Origin of the sequence: Pigmentiphaga sp. GD03639, from assembly GCF_029845405.1 — a bacterium.
In the GTDB taxonomy this organism is placed as follows: domain Bacteria; phylum Pseudomonadota; class Gammaproteobacteria; order Burkholderiales; family Burkholderiaceae_B; genus Pigmentiphaga; species Pigmentiphaga daeguensis.
Map to the genome: position 1 here is coordinate 1 of NZ_JAOCLR010000039.1, position 20,846 is coordinate 20,846.

A 20,846-nucleotide genomic window follows, 5' to 3' on the forward strand; every position below is an offset into this window, starting at 1 on the left:
CTGCCGCAGATGGCTGACGAGAGCGCACGGCGCTACGTCTTCGTGGCCATCGACCGCGCTACGCGCTGGGTGTTCGTGGCAATCAAGCACCGCAAGACGGCAGCCGCTGCACAGTCCTTCCTGAACGCGCTGACGCGCGCTGCGCCGTTCCGGATTCGCACGCTTCTGACCGATAACGGCAAGGAATTCACCGACCGGCTGTTTGGCAAGCGAGTAAAGGAAGCAAGTGGTCAGCATGAGTTCGACGCGCTGTGTCAGGCTCTGGGCATTGAACACCGCCTGACACGGCCTCGTACGCCGCAGACCAACGGAATGGTCGAACGCTTCAACGGCCGGATTGAGCAGGTGCTGCGTTCGCATCATTTCAACAGCGCAGAGGACCTGGAGAAAACGCTGCTGCGCTACGTGTGGTTGTACAACCAGCACCTGCCACAGAAAGCCCTCAACCATGAGGCGCCGATCCAGGCGATGAAACGCTGGCAGCAATCACATCCTCATCTGTTTCAGAAGTCAGTGAGGAATCATCCGGGACCCGACACGTATCTCTTTGCCTGATTCTGGGATCTACCCGGCCGGCCACGTTGCTACGCGAGCGGGACATTTTTTCTCCGTGACTGCCACGTGCCCAGTCCTAGCGGCAGGCGCCGACATCATGCGCTTGTGTAGCCCATCGCTACGTCCACACCGCGCGCGAGGGCCTTTGCTCGGCCGCGATCCGGTCACAGTTCCGGTCACCGTTCGTAGATAGCCTCCGATCGGTGCCGAACGTCTGCCTGCTCGGCACATCTGTCGCGCGCTCACTTGGCGGTGTGCGCTGAGCCCCTGAGGTGAGCTGGTCTGCTGGTTCGCTGCGCGGGGTATGTACCCCGTAGCTGGGTACAGAGAATCTTTTTGATCAAGATCAAGGTACTGCCTTTACCTCAGCTCTATGCTGAGCTTAACAAGCCACATTTGGCACGGGTCGATCATGCTCAGAAATATCGAGGACTTTTTAGCCCGGGGCCATGGAAATCTCCGGTGTTCAGCCCCATTTTTCTGGCATACCTGTTTTATGGATGGGCCTGATCAGCGCCCTGCACGGCACTCGAATGCGGGAATCTCGCCAATCGACAAGGGTCAACTTCACGAAGGAGCATTGCCATGAATATTCCGCCCGATCGAAGTAAGAGCACAGGAAACGGCCCGAACTGGTCTCGCATCAACCAGTGGCTGCTGTGGCTCGGCCTCGCCGCCGCCGTTGCCTGGATGTTCTACCGCCACAACGCCCATCTTCTGCAACTGCCTCCCTTCCTCTTCATCCTCGCCTGTCCGTTGATGCACATCTTCGGCCATGGCAGTCACGGCGCACATGGCGGTCATGACCATCAAGATCAGCCGCCTCGGGGCGATGAAGAGGGTTCGCCTGCGCGCCAATCAGACGACCGGAGCCGCCCGAAATCCGTCGGCCAGTCCGGGCACCACCACTGAAACCACCGGAGCATCATCATGGAAACCATCGAACTCAAGGTTGCCGGCATGACCTGCGCCTCCTGCGCGAACTCGGTCAGCAAGGCGCTCAAGCGCGTAGCTGGTGTGCAAGACGTGCATGTCGATCTCGCTCGCGGCGCAGCGAGTGTCACCGGCGACCAGACGGCCCAGAAGACGCCTGAGCTGATCGCGGCCTTAGCTGCCGCGGGCTACGAGGCATCCGCTGATTCCTCGCCGGGCATTGCGGCGGGTGCCGGTGCCTCCCATGCGCCGGCCGCTGCCCGTTCAAAGGGGCATGGCGGCTGCTGCTGCCGCTGATCGACGCCATGGACGCACGCACGAACTCCCAGGGTATCGCCGCCGCACCGCTTGGGCTCTTTGCTGCCTACTGGGGCGACATGCTGTGGCGGACCGTCGCGTCCGGCGAAGCGCTGAGACAGCGCGCCAACAACATGACCGAACACGAAGCGGCGGGTATGCCGCCGCTGCTCCACTTCGAGTCAGAGCAGGTGGCTGACGGCCACGACTTGCAACCGGCGAGCAACTACCGGCTCCTGCGTGTCACTCGCTGTGGCACCGACGCCTTGGAGAAGCATGTGCGCAAAGGCGCCGCGCCGGTGCTGGTGGTCGATCCACGCGCCGGCCATGGCCCTGGCATCGGCGGCTTCAAACGCGATTCTGAAGTTGGCATGGCACTGCTCGAAGGCCATCCCGTGTACTTCGCAGTGTTCGATCCGGAGCCCGTCGAGGGCCAGACCATGGGCGCAGTCGTCCAGACCCTGGCCACATTCATCGACATGGTGGCCAAGCGCCACCGAGGCAAGGCCCCGATCGTCTACGGCAACTGCCAAGGCGGTTGGGCGATCACGCTGGCGCTGTCGCACTGCGAGCACCGTGCCGCCTTGGCAGTGCTCAATGGCTCGCCGCTGTCGTACTGGGCAGGCGAGAGAGGCATCAACCCCATGCGGCTGCTCGGTGGGTTCACGGGCGGCATCTGGCCGGCGCACTGGGCGTCGGACCTCGGCGCCGGACGATTCGACGGTGCCTGGCTGGTCCAGAACTTCGAGGCGTTGCGGCCCGAGGGCGTGTTCAAGAAATACGACACGCTCTTCGCGCAGCCGGAGACTGAGCGCGATCGCTTCCTGGAGTTCGAGCGTTGGTGGAATGGCTTCTACCAGCTTGCACGCGAGGAAATGTTGTCGATCGCAGGCGATCTTTTCGTAGGCAATCACCTGGAGAGCGGCGAGGTCGTGGTCGATGGCCACTGCCGCGCGGATCTCAGCCGCATTGGCGCACCGCTGGTGGTATTTTGCTCCAACGGCGACAACATCACACCGCCCCACCAGGCGCTCGGCTGGCTCAAAGCGGTATATCCGACGACCGCAGACCTGGTGGCGGCAGGCCAGCGCGTGGTGTACCTGCTGCACCAACATGTTGGCCACCTTGGCATCTTCGTCTCCGCGGGGGTGGCGCGACGCGAGCACCGCGCCATCTTGCATCATGCCGAATCGATCCAGGCACTCAAGCCTGGACTCTACGAGATGGTTCTGGAGGACAGCGCCTCTTCGGAGTCGGCCGCCGCTGCGCAGTTCCAGCCGCGGCGGCTGGAAGACCTGCCTTACGACGCAAACCCGGCGGGGTTCGACAAGGTCGAAGCACTCTCGGAGATCACCGAGCGCTTCTATTCGCAGTTGGTGTCGCCGTGGGTCCGCTTCGCCGTCACCCCCGACTCGGCTCGTGAACTTCGCGCGCTGCACCCCATGCGCGTCAGTCGCAAGGTCTGGTCCGAGCAGGTGACCCCGGCCCTGGCGCTGCTGCCGTGGGTGCAACGATGGCTTGAGCAGTGGAGTGCGCAGGATCCCCATCGGGTCGAAAATCCTTGGTATCAGCTTGAGCGAACTGGTGCAGACGCGATTGGGCAGGCCATGGAATCATGGCGCAAGAGCCGGGACCTGTGGGCTGAGCTTGTGTTCGAGCAGGCCTATGCCAACTGAACGACCCTCCGCTGTGGCTGCAAAAAGAGACGCTCACGGGTCGCAAGCAGCACGCTCCTTGTCGGAGGCGATGCGCCTGCCACGGCCGATTCCGCTTTTCAGCGTCGTCCAGGCACGGATCAAAGTTGGATTCTCCCGTATCACCACGCCAGCAACGGCGCTACAGCATCGGAAGCATGGGCCTGATCGGCGGCCTCGCGTGCTGCTAGCGCCGAGCGAAACTTGGCAATTCGATCTGATGAACGTTGCCAATGGCGGCGACGTCGGCACTGACCGGCGCTGACGGAGCTCCGACATGCGCGTCCTCGCCATCAATGCCGGCAGTGCGACCCTGAAGTTCGGAGTTTTCGAGTCGGCTCGTACCTTGCCATTGATCGACTCGGCGATTGATCATCCTGCGGTGGATGCTGCGACCTTCGAGGAGATCGAGCGGCACTTGCACAGGGCGGGTGTCACAACGCTCGATGGCATTGGTCACCGCGTCGCACACGGTGGCCCACTGTTGAGCAACGCGGTGCTCGTGGATGAAGAAGTCGAACGCGAGATCGGCAAGGCTTCGGCTCTGGCGCCGCATCACAATCCTGGCGCATTGGCCGGCATACGCCTGACCCGTGAGCGTTGGCCCGGCGTGCGCCACGTCGCGGTCTTCGACACCGCTTTCCATGACGACATGCCCGAATACGCCCATTCCTATGCTGTTCCGCCATCGTGGCGCGCGGCAGGGGTACGGAGATACGGCTTCCATGGCCTGTCCCACCAGGGTGTACTGGCAGCCGTCAGCACCGAGCTGAAACGGCCGCCGTCAGAACTTCGTATCGTGAGCTGCCACATTGGAAGCGGCGCCAGCGTCTGCGCGATCGATCGAGGAAGGTCGATCGATACATCGATGGGAATGACCGCGCTTGAAGGTCTTGTGATGGGCACGCGCTGTGGAGACCTCGACCCTGGCGTACCCGGCTTCGTCGCACGCGCACTGGGTTTGACGTTGGCGCAGATCGAGGCGGCGCTTTACAGCGACAGTGGACTCAAAGGATTGTCGGGTGAGAGTTCGGACCTGCGGATTGTGGAGAAGCGCGCGGGAGAAGGAGTCGCAGCCGCCCAACTGGCATTGCAGGTACACGCGTACCGCGTGCGCAAGTACATCGGCGCCTACGCCGCCGCGATGGGCGGTTGCGATGCTGTGGCCTTCACTGGCGGAGCTGGAGAAAATTCGGCCGCGTTGCGTCGGCGCATCGTTGATGGCCTGGAGTTCATCGGCCTGGAACTAGACGAAGAGCGCAATCGCGCCTACTCGCCCAACACTGAAGTCGCCCAGTTGCAGTCATCCCGATCCGCCGTCGCCGTGCTGGTGGTTCAAGCACGCGAGCAGTTAGCGATCGCGCGTGAGACGTTCCGAGCGCTGAATGACCAGGCAAGTGGTTTGGTATAGGCAATGAACTGGGACAAGACCACGATAAGTCGTCCTCCGGGCCGGGAGCCACGCCCGTTGATGCTCGCTCCGAAGATGGTCCAGTTGCCCATCCAACCGCACGTTGAAGGAAGAAACGGAGCGGTTCAGACACCGGGCCCTTGACCCATGTGCAGCACCTGGGTTCAAACTCGCTCGAAAGTGAAGGGATTCAAGACAACCTTGCTGGAGGATGGTGATGCAACTCATTGAATGCGCCAAGGCGGCAGGCGTCACACCGGACACGTTGCGTCACTACCTTCGGGTGGGGCTTGTGGTGCCCGATGGCCGGGGCACGAACGGCTACCGCGCATTCTCGGATCGAAGCGTCGCCCGGGTGCGTTTCATACGCAATGCATTGGCCCTCGGCTTCACGCTCAAGGACGCTGCAGAGTTTGTCGAGATGAGCCAGCGCGGTGCATCGCCTTGTCCGCGCGCGCGGGCGCTGCTGAGCGAACGGCTTGACGAGCAGGCCCGGCGGCTGAAGGAGGCGACGGATTTGCATCGCCGCATGCAGCAGGCAGAGCGCGACTGGAAGCGGTTGCCGGACGGCGTCCCGGATGGCCATTCCGTCTGCGGCTTGATCGAAGGAGCGGATGCGGACGTTCAGCGCAATTCGGTGCGCGCGAAGTCCCGTCGTGTACGCGCATGAATCGCTCTGATCATCGTCGACATTCCCCGGCATCACGACGCTCTACGTACATGCGGTGCAGCGGTTGTGGTCGTGCCGATCACGCCAGCGCCAAGTGTGAGTCGTCTATCCACTTCGCAGCATCCGCTGCACACGAGCGAGCGAGGCGCCCCCGATGAGCCACCTCACGACACGGGATCGAACCGTATCGCCCGACGGATATGCCGCCGCGCTACGGATCTTGCGCCGGCTGCTGGCCGGCATCGAGCGCCCGCCGGCGTTGCGTCTGGGCGATATGCTCTTGCACGAGCTCGCATCGCACCCGGAATACACCCTGATCATCCGTGACCCGGGACTGCTGCGTCGCTTGGTCCTGCGCCCGGATCCGCTGCTGCTGGCGGAAGCCTATTTCCGCGGCACCATCGACATTGAGGGAGACCTGTACACCGCGCTCGGGCTCAAGGCGCATTTCGAGAAGTTTTCGCTCTCTTGGCGCGACAAACTGGCCCTGTTGCGCGACGCACTGCTGCTGCGTGTGTCCGACCAGGACGGGTTGAAGCCCTCGCGGAGTCTGGCCTCGCGCGTCGCACGTCGCTTCTCCCATCGCCATTCGCGTCAAACCGATCAGGCCGCGATCTCCTTTCACTACGATGTGTCCAACGCGTTCTATGGCCTCTGGCTCGATGCCGAGAGGGTCTACTCATGTGGCTATTTCAAGGCGACGGATGACACGCTGGACCAGGCTCAGTGCAACAAGCTGGAGCACATCTGCCGCAAGCTGCGTTTGCAGCGAGGCGAACGCCTGCTCGACATCGGCTGCGGCTGGGGCGCGCTCGTATGCTGGGCGGCAAGAGAACATGGCGTCCGTGCGCACGGCATCACGCTCAGCCAACAGCAACTTGAATACGCGCGCGAGCGCATCCGCTCGGAGGGCCTGCAGGATCTCGTCACTGTTTAACTGCGCGACTACCGTGACCTCGAAGGCACGGCCGTTTTCGACAAGGTGTCAAGCATTGGCATGTTCGAGCACGTGGGACTCGCGAACCTAGCGGCCTACTACGCCGTGGTCCAGCGGGTTTTGCTGCCAGGAGGACTCTTCCTCAACCATGGGATCACCCATGACGAGGAGGGCTGGAACCGAACCGTCGCGACCGAGTTCATCAACCGCTACGTCTTCCCCGACGGCGAATTGGACTGCGTCAGCAATATCCAGCTAGGGATGGAGCGCTCCGGCTTCGAGATCCATGACGTCGAAGGTCTTCGACCCCACTACGCGCTGACCTTGCGTCATTGGGTCCAGCGGCTCGAAGCGCGCCGGGAGGAGGCCTTGCGGGAGGTCGATGAGGTGACCTTCCGCATCTGGCGCTTGTACATGGCGGCGTGTGCACTGGAATTCGAGGCCGGGGGAACTGGGATCTACCAGATCGTCGCGTCCAAACGCGACGGCGGAAGCTGGCCCGTGCCCTTGACCCGCTCTGATCTTTATGGAGAACACCAGCCATGAACGCTAGATGGCCGTGCCGCTGGCGCGCGAAAGACGATCGCAGACGCCAGCCTTCCCAATCTCGCCGTCGCGCTTACCTGCGTGCCGGCTCTCAAGGACTTTCCACATGAACCACGAGCTTCCCTGGGTCGCCGAGCGCGTCCGCGTGTTCCGCGAGTCTGATCCCGAGTTCGCCCGCTGGGCGCGCGGCCACGGCCCCATCACCCACAACGATCTCACGCAACTGCGAGTCCACGATCTCGCACAGGTGCTGGTTGCCGAAGGCAAGGCGAGCGACACAACCGCGGTGTATCGCACGCTGTGGGCGGCGGACCGCCTGGCCGTGGCAGGCATGTGGTTGACGGTTCACATGACCTATGCCGACCGGGTCTATCCCGATGGCCGGGGGATGAGAGCCGAGGATTTCAAGGAGACGCCGGAGGGGCATACCGGTGGGTCGCTGAACATCGTGCCGGCCTATGTCGGCTACCTGGCCGCGAACGCGCTCAGTGGGTTGACGCGTGGCTGGTTGATGGGCCAGGGCCATTGCGTCGCGGGCATCGATGCCTGCAACCTTCTGGTGGGCAACATGACGCCGCGCCACGCCGAGAGATACGACCGCAGCGAAAGCGGCCTCACGCGCTTTGCCCGGGATTTCTATAGCTACGCGATCGACGCACAGGGGCGTCCCGCCTCGCCGCTGGGCAGCCACGTCGGCCCGAATACGGCAGGCGGTCTGTCCGAGGGCGGCTATCTCGGCTTTGCCGAACTGCAGTACGTGCACATGCCCTTGCCCGGCGAGCGGCTGGTGGTGTTCCTCAGCGACGGCGCTTTCGAGGAGCAGCGTGGCAGTGACTGGGCGCCGCGCTGGTGGCGGGCAGAAGACAGCGGCTTCGTGGCTCCGTTCATGATCCTCAACGGTCGCCGCATCGAACAGCGCAGCACCATGCAGCAGCAGGGGGGCCGAGAATGGTTCCACCAGCATCTGCGGCTGAACGGCTTCGACCCGATGGAGATCGACGGCACCGACCCCGCCGCGTTCGCCTGGGCCGTTCACGCGATGGAGGAGCGGTTGTCGGCCTGCGCGGCTGGAGTTTCGCAGGGCACCGTTCAGTACCCGGTACCCCTCCACTACACCATCGCCGAAGCGCCCAAGGGATTCGGCTTCCCCGGTGCTGGAACCAATGCCGCGCACAACCTGCCGCTGGAGGGGAACCCCCGGGTCGACCAGATAGCGCTTCAGCAATTCAACGAGGGTGCTTGCGCTCTCTTCGTGCCGTCGCACGAACTCGACGAAGCGGTGGCACTACTGTGCCGGCACGAAGTGCAGCATCGTCCCCTGGAGCGGGACCATGCCCTGGCGCACCGCCAGGTGGCGGCCCCCAGACTTCCGGTTCCGCAGTGGCATGTTGCGGGCCAGGGCGAGGTCTCGCCAATGGCGGCACTCGACGGAGCCTTCGCGGCCCTCGTCCAAGCCAACCCACAGCTGCGTCCGCGGGTGGGCAATCCGGACGAGCTGCGCAGCAACCGCATGGGCCAGACATTGGACCTGCTCAAACACCGCGTCTTCACGCCCGAACCGGGCTTGGCGGAGGCCGTCGATGGCGCCGTGATCACGGCGCTCAACGAAGAAGCGGTGGTCAGCGCGGCGCTGGGCAACAAGGGCGGCATCAACTTGGTCGTCTCTTACGAGGCATTTGCCGTCAAGATGCTGGGCGCGCTGCGCCAGGAAATCCTGTTCGCGCGACATCAGGCGCAGGCAGGCACACCACCCGGATGGCTGTCGGTGGTCACGGTTGCGACGTCCCACACCTGGGAGAACGGCAAGAACGAGCAGTCGCACCAGGATCCGACGCTGGCCGAAGCGCTGTTGGGCGAAATGTCCGACACCTCGCGCGTGTTGTTCCCGGTCGATGCCAACAGTGCCGTTGCGGCGCTGCGCGCGGCCTACGCCTCGCATGGCCAGTTCTGGACGCTGGTCGTTCCCAAGCGGGCCGTCGCCAGCCAGTTGAGTGCCGAGCAGGCCGAACGCTTGGTCGATCAGGGTGGTTGGGTGGTGAAGCCCTGCGACGCCCCCGACGTGTTGCTGGTTGCCATCGGCGCATACCAGCTACAGCAGGCCCTGCTTGCGGCGCGGCGCCTCGAAGCCGCTGGACATCGGACCGCAGTGACCTGCGTCATCGAGCCGGGCCGCTTCAGAGCACCCCGCGACGAACGCGAGCAGGACTTTGTGGCCGGCGACCAGGCCTTGCGCGCCCTGTTCCCGGAGACTGCCGCCGTGCGCGTCATCGTCTCGCACATGCGACCCGAGCCGACGCTGGGCCTGATGCGCCGGATCGATACGGGGGCGCGGCAGACCCGTGCCTTGGGCTACCAGGCGCGCGGCGGGACACTCGATGTGGCCGGCATGCTGTTCGCGAACCGTTGCACGTGGGTGCACGTCGCGGCGGAGGCCGCTCAAGGGCTCGGTGTCGATCCGCAGAGCTTGCTGAGCGCCGAGGAGTTGGCGGCCGTGCAGGGGCATGGCGACCCGCGCGTGGTGATGGCCCCGGCTTGAACCCCTTTCGGTCACATGGCGCGACCGGATTTATCGGCGGTCTGCAGCGACAGACCGCCCTGCCGCGGGTCGCCGTCTTGTGGAATGGGTGTGGTCGGATGTCGCGGCGGCCCATGCTGGAGTCGCAAGACCGCCATTGTCCCGTTGCCCCTGGCATTCCGTCAGGTCAGGGCCAAGGCGACTGCGAAGCCAACCGCAGCCATTGCCGCATACGACGGGAACACTCTCCACGCAAGCGATTTTCCGTCCAACGACGTTAACAGGACAAGTTTGGTGGCTTGATTGACGGACGCCGCGATGAACAACGCCAGGGTGGCCGATGCGGCGGTGACGGCGCCTTCGTCTACCAGACGGCCAATCGAGAGCGTGATCGCATCGACGTCCACAAGACCCGAGGCGGCGGCGGTGAGCATGACTCCGGCATCCCCGAAGCGATCGGCAAGAAAGCGGCCTGCCAGCATCACCGTGGCCAAGAACGCCGCGAACTGTAGCGCGGAGCGCAGTTGCAACGGGTTTCCAAGTTGCAGTTCGGGCAAGTCTTCGGCTGACGACCACGCCGCCAGGAACGTCCCCACAACACCGCCAACTGCGGCCATGGCCACAAAGATGACCACCGGGCCCCAGCCGATGCCGGGGGCCGCGATGGCGACGAGGGCCGCCATGCGGGCAAACATGGCTGCGCACGCGAGCGCCGCACCCGCCGCTGCCAGTGGACGCCACCCTGGCGTCTGCCCGGCCCACCGAGCCAACGTGGCCGTGGTGGCGGTGCTCGACACGATTCCCCCGAGCAGCGCTGTGAATACTAGCCCTCGCTTCCTGCCGAGCGAGCGCATTAGGACGAACCCAGCGAACGACAGCACTGCCAGCAGGACAACGGCCCACCAAAGGCGATAGGGATTCAACGCCTCATAGGGGCCAAAGCCACGATCAGGGAGTACGGGCAGTACGACCACGCTGATCAACAGCAACTGCGTGCCGCTGCTGATCTCCGCCTCGGACAGCTTGCCGACGCCGGCGTGCAAGAGCTGCTTGAAACGCAGCAGCGCCAGCACGACCACGGCGGCGACCGCCGAAACGCGCCAAGCGCCACTGGTCGCCAGCGCCCCGATGGCGAAAGTCGCCAGGGCGGCGACGGACGTGGTCAGTCCCATCACCGCATGCATATGCGCCGTCACCAGGTAGCCCACCACCAGATACACCCCGACGAGTACGAGCAGCGCGATGAGCATGCCGGCTCCCCAGCGCTGGGCCAGCAGCCCGCCAAGGCCGCCGAGCAGGCCGATCAGCGCAAAGGTGCGAACGCCCGCGACGCGATGTCCCTCGGGCCGCTCGCGTTGCTGCCATCCCCGTTCCAGGCCGATCAGAAGTCCCGAAGCGAGTGCCAGCCCGAGCCCGACCAGCGCGGGATCATCGAATTCACTCATCGTCGAACCTGGACGCGGTCGCGGATGAAATCACGCTGCAGTCCCAGCGAAGCATCGGTGCGCGCCATCGACACCTGGGGATCGGTCTCGATGCCGCTCAAGGCGCGAATGGCATCGATGGTCTCGGGGATTACGATCGCCTGGTTGAAGACCTGGTAGGTGTAGTACGCCTGATCGCCATCGACCGAAAGCACGTCCTCCCACAACGCGACCTCCCACAGGTCGCCGCGCGGGCGGCCGAGATCGGCCATCAGTTCCACCGTGCTGTTGAGGGCCACGAGACCATCCGAGGATCGCACGAACGCGATCCGTGGCGCAGCGCGAAAGGCCGCCAGCACCTCGTCGCGCGTGGCCGGCCTCGTCAGTTCGACCCACCAAGTGTGCAGGTGGCTGCTGTTGTGCGGTGCCTTGACCGCGATCGTAACGACGTCCAGGTCCGGGATCACAGTGCGCGCGTCCGGTCCCTGATGGCTGGGGATCGTCTTCTCCGGCACGAGCGTGTTGATGATGCCCTCCGCATGCGCCTCCCACGGGTCGGAAGCCCGGCGGATCAGCGTCCCGCGGGCTCGCTTGAGCAGGCCCGCTGTCCGAAGCGCCCCCAGGGTGCGCACGATCGACGTCGTGTTGCAGGACACCACCCGGGTGGAGGTGCGGCCGATCGCGGTTGCGTAGTTCTCCTGCGCGACGAACGAATGACCGGTCAACGCGTGGGACTCGCCGCCATGGAAGATGGACTTCACACCGGCAGCGTCGTACGCCCTCTTGTTGACCGCGGCGACCTTCTTGGGTGTGCAATCGACCACGACGTCCGCGTTGGCGAGCAGGTCGGCCAGATCGCCCGCGACGGGAAGCCCCGCAGCACGCATCGATTGTGCGGCTTCAGCGGTCGCCGCGTAAATCGGGAAAGCGCGCTGCGCGGCCACCTGCAGGCGATAGTCGTGCACCACGTCCGCGACGCCGGCCAGCGCCATGTCCTCCTGGAGTGCGACCGCATCCGCCACCCGCTTGCCGATCACACCGTATCCGTTCACCGCCACTCTGACCTTGTTCATGCCTGACTCCTTGCTTGATGAGGCGCCTCAGCCGCGGCTGCGCGCGATGGAAAACGTGAACCGGATCGCCAGCGCATAGCCCAGCAGCGCGAGTACCGGCATGTCGCCCCAGCGCGGGCCCACGCCGTGCTGCATCAACAAGCTCGATGCGATGTACAGGCCGAGCGTCACGAGCGCCAGCGCGACGCGACGGCCGAGGCGGTCGATCCCGCTCAGCATCCTGGCATCCGGCTTGATCGACAGTTGCAGCAGGTCACCCTGCCGCAAGACGCTGTGCAGACGCCGCGCCATCAGGGAGGGCAGGGCGTGGGCCGCGTTCCCCAGTTCATAGGGCAGACGCTGCGATGCCGCAGACTTGGGCTCGTCGAAGACGCCCGTGGTCGTGTGGCGAGAGATGGCTTCGATGATGGAAAACTCGGGTGCCAGCAGGCGCACCGTCCCTTCGAGCAACAACAGGGTACGCGTGAGCACGAGGAGGTCCCTGGGCAGCCGGACTTCCTGGGTCCGGCCCGCCGCCACGAGCTGCGCGAGAGCACCTGAGAGCGACCAGTCCTTCAGCGGCCTCTGTGCGCAGTCTGCGACCAAGGCACGCACGACAGGCACGAACACGGCCCGATCGGTGCCGTCGCCGAGCAGGCCCAGGTCGAGCCAGGCATCGACCACCCATTCGGCATCCTGCTCGACGAAGGCCAGGGCGAACGCCACCAGCGCCCGCCGCATGTTGCCGTCGACCCGGCCCACGATGCCGAAGTCGTGCAGGCATATGCGGCCATCGTCCATCACGAAGACGTTGCCGGGATGGGGGTCGCCGTGGAAGAAGCCATCGCGGAAGATCTGGGCGACGTAGCTGTCCACGAGTTTGCCCGCGGCCGCCACCGCGGTGGACGAAGGCAGACCGTGCAGGTGAGCTCCGTGGCTGAACTGCTGGACCATGACGCTCGGCGTGCACAGGCCGTCCACCACGTCGGGGATCACGATGTCGGCAGAGCCGCGCCAGGCGTCGGCGAAACGTCGCACGGAAGCTGCCTCGCGCGACAAATCCATCTCGTAGCGGAAGTTGGCCGCAACCTCGTCCACGATGGCTGCCAGCCCCCAGCGACGCAGCGAGGGCACGAGCCCCTGCATGACCAGGACGATGCGGCGCAGGATGCGCATGTCGGTCTCGGCCTGCTCGGCCGCGCCAGGGCGGCGGATCTTCACCACCACTTCCGTCCCGTCCGGCAGGGCTGCACGATGAATCTGGGCGATCGAGGCCGCGGCGAGCGCGTGCATGTCGAAGCGTGCGAAGACCTGCTGCCATGGGCGGCCGAGCGCCGCCTCGACCTCCTGGACCGCCTGCTCGGGAGGAAACGGCACCACATTGGCCTGCAGGCTGGCCAGAGCCTCTTGCGCATCGGGCGCCAGAATGTCGGCCCGCAGGCTGAGATGCTGGCCCAGCTTCACGAAGGTCGTGCCCAATCGCTGCAGCACTTCGGCGAAGCGGTCGGCCGCCCGGTGGGTATCGCAGCGCATCAGGCCCCGGTGCCAGGCCACCCAGAGCAGGAACCCGCTCAGGGCCATAGCGATCTGCGTGGCCCGGCGCATCGCCGAGCGTTGCGTTGGGCGGCCCGCAAGACGCACGGTGGAAACGGGGCGGTTCGGTCGCGTCATAGCTCATCCAACCTGTTGCGCAGGCGGCCCGCATGCCAGGCTGCGATGTTCGAGATGGTCTCGTCGAGGATGCGCGCGATCGCCTCCGACGTATTGAACCCGACATGCGGTGTCACGAGCACACGCGGATGCGTCAGCAGTGGGCTGGATGCCGACCAGCCGGTATCGCAACCCAGTCCGCCGCAGCCCGTGGGCACTTCGGGAGACAGATCCCCTTCCTGTTCCAGCACGTCCAGTCCTGCTGCGGCGACGGTACCTGCCTCCAGTGCGTGCAGCAGGGCGGCCTCGTCGATGAGCGCACCCCGTGCCGTGTTGATCAGTACCATGCCCGGTTTCATGCGCGCGAAGGCCTGCCCATCGAGAAGGTGGTGCGTGGCCTGCGTGGCCGGAACATGAAGGCTCAGAACATCGCTGCTTTGCAGGATCTGCTCCCACGTCACCACGCGGACGCCGGCGATGGGTGCTGCCGTGATGTCGAGCGATGGGGCGAGGGCCGGGTCGTACGCGAGAACTTCCATGCCGAAGCCCAGGGCGATACGGGCCACGTGGCGCCCGATCCGGCCCAGCCCGACGATGCCCAGCGTCTTTCCTTCCAGCTCGAAGCCGGTGAGGCCGCGGTAAGCGAAAGAACCTTGGCGCGCCCGCTCGTGGGCTTGTGTCAGATGGCGAGCCTCGCCCAGCAGCAGCGCGAAGGCATGTTCGGCGACGCTGGCAGACCCATAGTCCGGCACGTGGCACACGGCAATGCCGCGTCGGCGGCAAGCCTGCAGGTCGATGTGATCGAAGCCCGCGGAGCGCGTTGCCACGAGCCGCACGCGCGGCAGCAACCGGAGCACCGATTCGTCAACGCGCGTGCGCACGAAGACGCACAGCACCTCGGTGTCTTCATCGCCGACATCGGATACCACCAGGCGTTCGTTCTGGACGAAGTGCGCGTGCCAGTGGGTCGGAAGCCGTTGCTGCAGCGCGGCATGGTCCGCCGGTGCGATGTCGGAGAACAGAACGGACAGACGGTTTTGTGCGGTCATGAGCCCTCCTCGATTACCCGGTGCAGGGACAGGATGCAGAACGCGGCGATGAAGTGCCCGGTCTTGGTGCCTTGCGCGAGTTCCGCTTGCGCGAATACCGTCGGCAGCCGGCCGGCGACCGCATCGCGCATGGTCTCGAATCCGTCGAGCAACTGAACCGTGAAGAACGCCGCGCGGCGCATCGGGCCCTGCGTGCGGCCGCAGTCCGCGTAGGCCAGTGCGGGCTTGAATCTGGCCGGAGGATTCGTCATGGCACGGCCAGCCTCGCTCGGGGCTCACGGAACTGCCACAGCACGATGAAGCTGAGCACAGCGGCAAAGAAGCACCACACCGAGATGAACCAGGTTGCATAGAACATGTAGGCGGCGATTGCGGAGACAAAGGCGGCCACCCCAAAAGCCGCCACGCGCCGGTGGCTAGAAACCATCAGGCTTGCGCAGGTGCCGATCAGATACAGGGCCATCGTGGTCATCACGTAGAAGTGCGGAGAGTCGTAGAGGATGTGCTGGCCGACCACGCGGGCCGTGATGGGCAGCTTCACCAGCATCGCCAGCAGGTACAGACCGACGAGCGCGCCCGCGACTGCAATGGCCACCAGAACCCGACGGCGCCAACGGACGCTCTCCAGCGCCAGCGCAGCCAGCGGGACGTAGATCGGCCACAGGACGTGCGAGAAGAACGAGTAGAGATGCGTCAGCGCCACGTTCAGCAAGGGCGCGCGGTCGGGGAACGTCAGCCACAGCATGCCTTCGAGCAGTTGCTGGACCCCGAACAGCAGCGGGATGGCGGCATACGGCAGTTCGCGCCGTGAGCGGGCCCGGCGCATGGTGACGGTCCCCAGGCCCAGCAGAACCGCTGCGGCCGTGAAACTGGCGGGTGCGGAAAAGCACATGGGCAGTCATCTCCCCTCGATCGTGAGCGTCATGGCGAGCGCGGCGCAGCGGCTCATGGCGCGCCGGCTTCCATCAGTTCCTGCACCGCTGTCGCCAGCGGTGCCACCACGCTGATGCCGTTGGAGACATGCGGCACGGTGTCGCAGGTCACCACCCGCTGGGGCCCTGCCGCAAGAAGTGCGTGGTACGCGTCGGCGGCGAACAGGGCGTGCACCCCGATGCACACCGGTGGCGGCAATCCCACGCTGCGCACACTGGCGATTGCCTGGATCATCGTGCGCGCGCTGGACACGATGTCATCGATGAGCACGGGCTGGCGGTCTGCCAGGGCCGCGGTGTCGGGAAGGCTGACCTCCACGTCCTTGTCGCCCCGGCGGATCTTCTGCAACACCGTGAACGGCGCGCCAGCCAAGCGCGCGACTTCCTGGACCCATTGCTCGCTTTCCGCATCGGGTCCGATCAACACGGGACGGTCCACATGGGCTGCGACCCAGGCCGCGATGGCGGGCGCGGACTGGACCACACGGGTCGGCACCCGGTAGACCTCGCCGAGCGAGCGGTAGCGGTGCAGATGGGGATCGACGGTGACGATACCGTCGAACACCGTCGACACCAGCGCAGCGAACGTGCGGGACGTGATGGCTTCGCCCGTGTTGAAGCGCCGGTCCTGACGCAGGTACGCCAGGTACGGGGCAGCCAGCAACACGCGGGTGGCGCCGAGGTCGCGCGCTGCGTCCGCGGCGAACAACAAGGGCAGCGCCTTGGCGTCCGGCTGTGCCAGGCTGGCCACGATCACGACGGTGCGGCCGGTCACGTCGGCGTCCAGCCGCACCAGCGACTCGCCGTCCGGGAACCGGTGCAGTTGCAGGGCAGCCCGCTGCGCGCCCAACGCCCGGATCAGTCCATCGGCGAAGTCTTCGTCGCCCGGCAGGTGAAAAACGAGAGGTTTCATAGGTTCTCCAAAATCTGGAAGATCGGTGGGCGCGAGCGGACGAACTGCAGCGCATAGGCCAGCTCGCCCGGCGCCTGGGCGTGCAGCGTGAAGAGCGGCTGTCCCGCTTCGACCTGGCCGCCCGCGCGAGCAGCCGGTTGTCGATTCGGGAGACCCGTCCCGTGGACGGCGATGCGACGGTGTGCCGATGCGTTGCCACCGGGATGCTGCGCAGGCCGCCCTGCTCAGCGCAGATCGCCTGGAACGTGGCCCAGGCGCGGCCGTCGGCCAGCACCTGCGTGGCGAGCGTCAGGCCGCCGCCGGCGGGCGCTGCACCGCCCATTTCGAGGATGTCCGCCGCCAGCCGCAACGCTCGCTCCCGCAGGTCGGCCGGGGCCTCGGGCGTCCCTTGCAGGACGGCCAGCACGTCGCGGGCCTCCAGTGCCGGGCCGATCCCGCGGCCGACCGGCTGCTCACCATCGGTGACGCGCAAGGCCACGTGCAGGCCGATGGCGCTGCCCACCTCCTGCAGGCGCCGACCGAGCGCCGCCGCGGCCTGCGCGCTGCGCACTTTGGCGGTGGCACCCACGGGCAGGTCGATCAGCACATGGGTCGAGCCCGCGGCGGCCTTCTTGGACAGGACCGAGGCGACGAGCTGGCCCTCGCTGTCCAGGTCCAGCGGCCGCTCGACGCGGATGAGGATGTCGTCGGCGGGGCTGAGCCGTACCGAGCCGCCCCAGACGATGCAGCCGCCCGTGCGTTCGACCACGCGCCGCATGCTCGGCACATCCAGGTTCACCGGCGCCAGCACCTCCATCGTGTCGGCCGTCCCGGCCGGCGAGGTGATGGCGCGCGAGGAGGTCTTGGGCATCGTGAGGCCGCAGGCGGCCACGATGGGCACCACGAGCAGGGTCGTGCGGTTGCCGGGCAGGCCGCCGACGCAATGCTTGTCCACCACCAGCGGGCGCCCCCAATCGATGCGGTCACCGACGCCAATCATGGCGTTCGTGAGCGAGACGGTCTCCGCGAGGTCCAGGCGATCGCTGGCGCAGGCGGTGATGAAGGTGGCCAGATGCAGGTCCGAGTAATGGCCCGCCGCGACGTCGGAGATGATGGCGCTGAACTCGGCATCGCCCAGGGCATTGCCGTAGACCTTGGCCCGGACATGGCTGAGCGAATCCAGCGGCGGTGCATGGGTCACCGTGACCAGCTGGCCCGGCTGCGCCCCCAGCGACGCCCATGCCGATTCGGACAGGCCAGCGACGTTCTCGGCCAGCCAATCCCCATCGACGACGCTGAGCGTCGCCACGATGCTGCGGCGGCCGGCCGTCAGCTGCACGCGCGCCTGGGTCGTGAAACCCTCCGACCGGCAGACAGGGCAGTCGCGCCGCATGTAGACCACCGGCTCCTGATGGGTGTCGATGCCGGTGCGCCACGCCTGCAGCGTGTTCACGCCATCCTCTCCGGTGCCGGTGCCGGTCTCGTGCAGGTGCGCCGTCATACCAGATCCACCGTCTGCAGGTACTCGGGCACGGCAACCGACCAGCCCAGTTCATGGTCGATCCGCGCGCGCAGCGCATCGGCCGCCTCCGGCTCGCCGTGGGTCACGAAGGTTCGGCGCGGTGTTTGCGTGAAGCCGCGCATCCACGCGAGGATCTCGTCGGCATCGGCGTGGGCGGAAAGGTTGTCGAGCGAGGCCACCTCGGCGCCGATCGGCACGTCCTGGCCATGGATGCGGACGGTGGACGCGCCGTGCACGATCGCGGCGCCACGGGTGCCGCCCGCCTGGTAGCCGGCGAACAGGATGGTGTTGCGATGGTCGGGCGCGAATGACTTGAGGTGGTGCACCACGCGGCCTCCCGTGGCCATGCCACTGGCGGAGATGATGACCATCGGTCCACGACCGGCGCTGAGCGCCTTGGACTCCTCGACCTTGTTGACGATCTTCGCGGCATGGCACATGCCCTCGCATTCCTCGGGCGAGAGCCGGTGCTCGTCGCGATGGGCGTGGTACAGCCGTGTGGCATCGATGGCCATCGGGCTGTCCAGGTACACGGGCAGGTGCTGGTGGATGCGCCCTTGCTTCTTGAGTTGGTAGATGCCGTACATCAGGCTCTGCGCTCGGCCGACAGCGAACGCTGGGATCACCACGACCCCTCCACGGGCGGCCGTCTTGTTGATGACAGTCTCCAGCTGCGCCAGTGCGTCGGACGCTTCATGCTTGCGGTTGCCGTAGGTGGATTCCACCAGCAGGTAGTCGGCGCCGGGGACCTGCACCGGCGGGCGCAGCACCGGGTCGTTAGGCCGGCCGATGTCGCCGGAGAAGAGCACGGATCGCCGGCCATCGTTGAGGTGCACGAAGGCCGAGCCGAGCATGTGCCCGGAAGGCGTCAACCGCGCGGTGAGTCCGGGCAGCGCCTCGAAGTCCTGAGAGAACGGACGTGGCGCGAACAGCTTCAGGCAGCGCTCGGCGTCCTCACGGGTGTACAGCGGCAGCGCGGGCTGGTGTTTGGAGAAACCGTGCCGGTTGGCGAACTTCGCCTCTTCCTCCTGCAGATGGCCGCTGTCGGTGAGCAGGATCTTGCACAGCTCGTGCGTCGCGGACGTGCAGTAAACCCGGCCGCGAAAGCCTTGTCGCGCCAGCAGTGGCAGGTAGCCGCTATGGTCGATGTGGGCGTGGGTGAGCACGACCGCGTCGACGGTCTTGGGCGCGACCGGCAGCGGCTCCCAGTTGCGCAGGCGCAGCTGCTTGAATCCCTGGAACAGGCCGCAGTCCACCAGAATGGTCGCGTCGCCATGGCGCAGCAGGTATTTGGAACCGGTCACGGTGCCGGTGGCACCCAGAAATTGAAGTTGCATGGTAGGTCTCCAAGGATGTTGTCGTTCAAAGAAGGACCGGCCGATCCGGCAACTCGTTGCCGTGGTCCGCGCCCCGCGGAAAGTGCTGCACCAGCAGGTGGCTGACGGCCACGATGCCTTCCAGGGCTCCGGCCTCGAAGCGTCCCTGCGCAAACTGGGCTTCCATGCGCTGGCACACAGCCGACCACCTTTCGGCACCGCAACAGGCATGGATGCCGCGATCGGCCACGATCTCCACGGCCCGGTCGGCCAGCAGCACGTAGATCAGGACGCCGCTGTTGTGCGCCGTATCCCACACACCCAGGCGTGCGAACAGGTCCAGCGCCCGCTCACCCGGCGATTGATTGCGCCACAGTGGCGATCCGTCCAGCGCACCCTCGACCACGAAGCGCAGCTGGCCCCCATGCTGGAACTCTCCCGTGCGGATGGCCTGCTCGATCGCATCTAGCGCGCGCGGGGGGAAGGCGCGGCGGACTGCGCGATCCGTGGTCGCAAGGTGGCGAAGAAGTCGTTGCATGTTCATCTCACCACCGTCCTGACGCGCCGCCGCCACCGAAGCCGCCGCCGCCGCCGCGGAATCCACCGCCACCACCGCCCAATCCTCCGCCCGGCCAGCCGCCTCCCCGGTGGCGCCCGTGCATGCCGCCGTGGCCACCCATGCCGATGCCCAGCAGCGTGACGAGGAATCCCGCCAGTCCAGCCACCGCGGCCACCGCGAGGGTGCCCACCAACAGCCACGCAGCGGCACCCAGCACGCCAGCCGTGACCAGGGAGCCTGGAAGGCGGCCGAGGGCGTTGCGCAGCACTCCGCCCAGCATCAGGGCCGCGACGAACAGGAAGGGCCAGGCCCGCCCGATGTCGTTGGTCTGCCCCCGCCGCCGTGGGTCCGCCGCAGGCAGGGCCTCGCCATCGACCACCCGCATGATCTGTTCGGCGCCTGCGGCGATGCCGCCGTCGAAATCGCCCTGGCGAAAGCGCGGCGTGATCACCTCGTCGATGATGCGCCGCGACACCACGTCGCTCAGCGCACCCTCGATGCCGTATCCGACTTCGATGCGCACGGTGCGGTCGTCCTTCGCCACCAGGAGCAACGCGCCGTCGTCCACCTTGCGACGGCCGAGCTTCCATTGCTCTACCACCCGCAGGGCGTACTGCTCGACGGGTTCGGGCCGCGTCGAGCGGACCATCAGCACGGCGATCTGCACGCCCTTGCGTTGCTCGAAGGCCCGAAGCTGCGCATCCAGCGCGGCGACACGATCGGCGGCGAGCGTTCCCGTGAGATCGGTGACGCGCGCCTGCAGCGGGGGAACGGCGACCAACTCCTGCGCGGACGCGACCGAAAGGAACAGGCTCAGCAGCAGCCAGGCCAGAGCGTGGGCCAGCCGAAGAGGGGCCGCCGGAGAGAGCACCGCTGTTCTGGGCGTTCTCAT

General features: G+C 66.2%; 17 protein-coding genes and 2 pseudogenes. 8 read left to right on the forward strand and 11 right to left on the reverse strand.

Annotated features, from left to right (window positions below; genetic code table 11):
• The 8 genes and pseudogenes from N5K27_RS25850 to N5K27_RS25885 form a co-directional block, all read left to right on the forward strand.
• A partial coding sequence (locus tag N5K27_RS25850; protein WP_279820246.1) for a DDE-type integrase/transposase/recombinase occupies positions 1-555 on the forward strand: 555 nt, incomplete at its 5' end.
• A 585-nt stretch (positions 556-1,140) separates the two neighbouring features.
• Positions 1,141-1,467, forward strand: coding sequence for a DUF2933 domain-containing protein (locus N5K27_RS25855; RefSeq protein ID WP_279820248.1), 327 nt, complete (start codon positions 1,141-1,143; stop codon positions 1,465-1,467).
• Between the two features lie 18 nt (positions 1,468-1,485).
• Positions 1,486-1,785, forward strand: a complete 300-nt coding sequence (locus N5K27_RS25860; RefSeq protein WP_003090284.1) for a heavy-metal-associated domain-containing protein — start codon at positions 1,486-1,488, stop codon at positions 1,783-1,785.
• An 8-nt stretch (positions 1,786-1,793) separates the two neighbouring features.
• A complete protein-coding gene (locus tag N5K27_RS25865; RefSeq protein ID WP_279820251.1) occupies positions 1,794-3,461 on the forward strand; it encodes a DUF3141 domain-containing protein in 1,668 nt (555 codons plus the stop codon).
• A gap of 295 nt (positions 3,462-3,756) precedes the next feature.
• Positions 3,757-4,890 (forward strand): acetate/propionate family kinase, encoded by a 1,134-nt coding sequence (locus tag N5K27_RS25870; RefSeq protein ID WP_213155058.1) that lies wholly within the window; start codon positions 3,757-3,759, stop codon positions 4,888-4,890.
• 217 nt (positions 4,891-5,107) lie between these two features.
• Positions 5,108-5,560 (forward strand): MerR family transcriptional regulator, encoded by a 453-nt coding sequence (locus N5K27_RS25875; protein WP_009516039.1) that lies wholly within the window; start codon positions 5,108-5,110, stop codon positions 5,558-5,560.
• A gap of 154 nt (positions 5,561-5,714) precedes the next feature.
• Positions 5,715-7,043: pseudogene (locus N5K27_RS25880) on the forward strand (cyclopropane-fatty-acyl-phospholipid synthase family protein).
• 106 nt (positions 7,044-7,149) lie between these two features.
• Entirely contained in the window at positions 7,150-9,579 is a 2,430-nt protein-coding gene (locus N5K27_RS25885) for a xylulose 5-phosphate 3-epimerase (protein WP_213155057.1), read from the forward strand.
• A 161-nt stretch (positions 9,580-9,740) separates the two neighbouring features.
• Here N5K27_RS25885 and N5K27_RS25890 read toward each other — a convergent pair whose 3' ends face one another.
• The 11 genes and pseudogenes from N5K27_RS25890 to N5K27_RS25940 form a co-directional block, all read right to left on the reverse strand.
• Complete coding sequence (locus N5K27_RS25890; protein WP_213155056.1) at positions 9,741-11,003, reverse strand: MgtC/SapB family protein; 1,263 nt, start codon at positions 11,001-11,003, stop codon at positions 9,741-9,743.
• Positions 11,000-12,055: a type II glyceraldehyde-3-phosphate dehydrogenase gene (locus N5K27_RS25895; RefSeq protein WP_003121545.1), complete on the reverse strand. Its 1,056-nt coding sequence runs from the start codon at positions 12,053-12,055 to the stop codon at positions 11,000-11,002. The genes N5K27_RS25890 and N5K27_RS25895 overlap by 4 nt, the downstream gene beginning before the upstream one ends.
• 27 nt (positions 12,056-12,082) lie before the next feature.
• Positions 12,083-13,615, reverse strand: a complete 1,533-nt coding sequence (locus N5K27_RS25900) for an AarF/UbiB family protein (protein WP_213155071.1) — start codon at positions 13,613-13,615, stop codon at positions 12,083-12,085.
• A gap of 86 nt (positions 13,616-13,701) precedes the next feature.
• Positions 13,702-14,733 (reverse strand): hydroxyacid dehydrogenase, encoded by a 1,032-nt coding sequence (locus tag N5K27_RS25905; protein WP_279820259.1) that lies wholly within the window; start codon positions 14,731-14,733, stop codon positions 13,702-13,704.
• On the reverse strand, positions 14,730-14,984 hold the full coding sequence (locus tag N5K27_RS25910) for a hypothetical protein (RefSeq protein ID WP_009516033.1): 255 nt from the start codon (positions 14,982-14,984) through the stop codon (positions 14,730-14,732). The genes N5K27_RS25905 and N5K27_RS25910 overlap by 4 nt, the downstream gene beginning before the upstream one ends.
• On the reverse strand, positions 14,981-15,625 hold the full coding sequence (locus N5K27_RS25915; RefSeq protein ID WP_003121541.1) for a DUF6629 family protein: 645 nt from the start codon (positions 15,623-15,625) through the stop codon (positions 14,981-14,983). The genes N5K27_RS25910 and N5K27_RS25915 overlap by 4 nt, the downstream gene beginning before the upstream one ends.
• A 53-nt stretch (positions 15,626-15,678) precedes the next feature.
• Positions 15,679-16,578: a ribose-phosphate pyrophosphokinase gene (locus N5K27_RS25920; RefSeq protein WP_003090267.1), complete on the reverse strand. Its 900-nt coding sequence runs from the start codon at positions 16,576-16,578 to the stop codon at positions 15,679-15,681.
• Positions 16,575-18,058: pseudogene (locus N5K27_RS25925) on the reverse strand (thymidine phosphorylase family protein). The gene N5K27_RS25920 and the pseudogene N5K27_RS25925 overlap by 4 nt, the downstream one beginning before the upstream one ends.
• A complete protein-coding gene (locus tag N5K27_RS25930) occupies positions 18,055-19,416 on the reverse strand; it encodes an MBL fold metallo-hydrolase (RefSeq protein WP_023087275.1) in 1,362 nt (453 codons plus the stop codon). Before N5K27_RS25930 ends, N5K27_RS25925 begins: the two are co-directional and overlap by 4 nt.
• A gap of 25 nt (positions 19,417-19,441) precedes the next feature.
• A complete protein-coding gene (locus tag N5K27_RS25935; RefSeq protein WP_003121538.1) occupies positions 19,442-19,939 on the reverse strand; it encodes a TPM domain-containing protein in 498 nt (165 codons plus the stop codon).
• A 1-nt stretch (position 19,940) separates the two neighbouring features.
• Positions 19,941-20,846: a TPM domain-containing protein gene (locus N5K27_RS25940; protein WP_031633938.1), complete on the reverse strand. Its 906-nt coding sequence runs from the start codon at positions 20,844-20,846 to the stop codon at positions 19,941-19,943.

Excerpts from the sequence above, each read along its gene's own strand:
- N5K27_RS25865 (WP_279820251.1), top strand. The coding sequence starts at position 1,794 with ATGGACGCACGCACGAACTCCCAGGGTATCGCCGCCGCACCGCTTGGG.
- N5K27_RS25855 (WP_279820248.1), top strand. The coding sequence starts at position 1,141 with ATGAATATTCCGCCCGATCGAAGTAAGAGCACAGGAAACGGCCCGAAC.
- N5K27_RS25885 (WP_213155057.1), top strand. The coding sequence starts at position 7,150 with ATGAACCACGAGCTTCCCTGGGTCGCCGAGCGCGTCCGCGTGTTCCGC.
- N5K27_RS25930 (WP_023087275.1), bottom strand. The coding sequence starts at position 19,416 with ATGCAACTTCAATTTCTGGGTGCCACCGGCACCGTGACCGGTTCCAAA.
- N5K27_RS25905 (WP_279820259.1), bottom strand. The coding sequence starts at position 14,733 with ATGACCGCACAAAACCGTCTGTCCGTTCTGTTCTCCGACATCGCACCG.
- N5K27_RS25920 (WP_003090267.1), bottom strand. The coding sequence starts at position 16,578 with ATGAAACCTCTCGTTTTTCACCTGCCGGGCGACGAAGACTTCGCCGAT.
- N5K27_RS25895 (WP_003121545.1), bottom strand. The coding sequence starts at position 12,055 with ATGAACAAGGTCAGAGTGGCGGTGAACGGATACGGTGTGATCGGCAAG.
- N5K27_RS25940 (WP_031633938.1), bottom strand. The coding sequence starts at position 20,846 with ATGAGAACGCCCAGAACAGCGGTGCTCTCTCCGGCGGCCCCTCTTCGG.
- N5K27_RS25860 (WP_003090284.1), top strand. The coding sequence starts at position 1,486 with ATGGAAACCATCGAACTCAAGGTTGCCGGCATGACCTGCGCCTCCTGC.
- N5K27_RS25900 (WP_213155071.1), bottom strand. The coding sequence starts at position 13,615 with ATGGCCCTGAGCGGGTTCCTGCTCTGGGTGGCCTGGCACCGGGGCCTG.
- N5K27_RS25890 (WP_213155056.1), bottom strand. The coding sequence starts at position 11,003 with ATGAGTGAATTCGATGATCCCGCGCTGGTCGGGCTCGGGCTGGCACTC.
- N5K27_RS25910 (WP_009516033.1), bottom strand. The coding sequence starts at position 14,984 with ATGACGAATCCTCCGGCCAGATTCAAGCCCGCACTGGCCTACGCGGAC.
- N5K27_RS25915 (WP_003121541.1), bottom strand. The coding sequence starts at position 15,625 with ATGTGCTTTTCCGCACCCGCCAGTTTCACGGCCGCAGCGGTTCTGCTG.
- N5K27_RS25870 (WP_213155058.1), top strand. The coding sequence starts at position 3,757 with ATGCGCGTCCTCGCCATCAATGCCGGCAGTGCGACCCTGAAGTTCGGA.
- N5K27_RS25935 (WP_003121538.1), bottom strand. The coding sequence starts at position 19,939 with ATGAACATGCAACGACTTCTTCGCCACCTTGCGACCACGGATCGCGCA.
- N5K27_RS25875 (WP_009516039.1), top strand. The coding sequence starts at position 5,108 with ATGCAACTCATTGAATGCGCCAAGGCGGCAGGCGTCACACCGGACACG.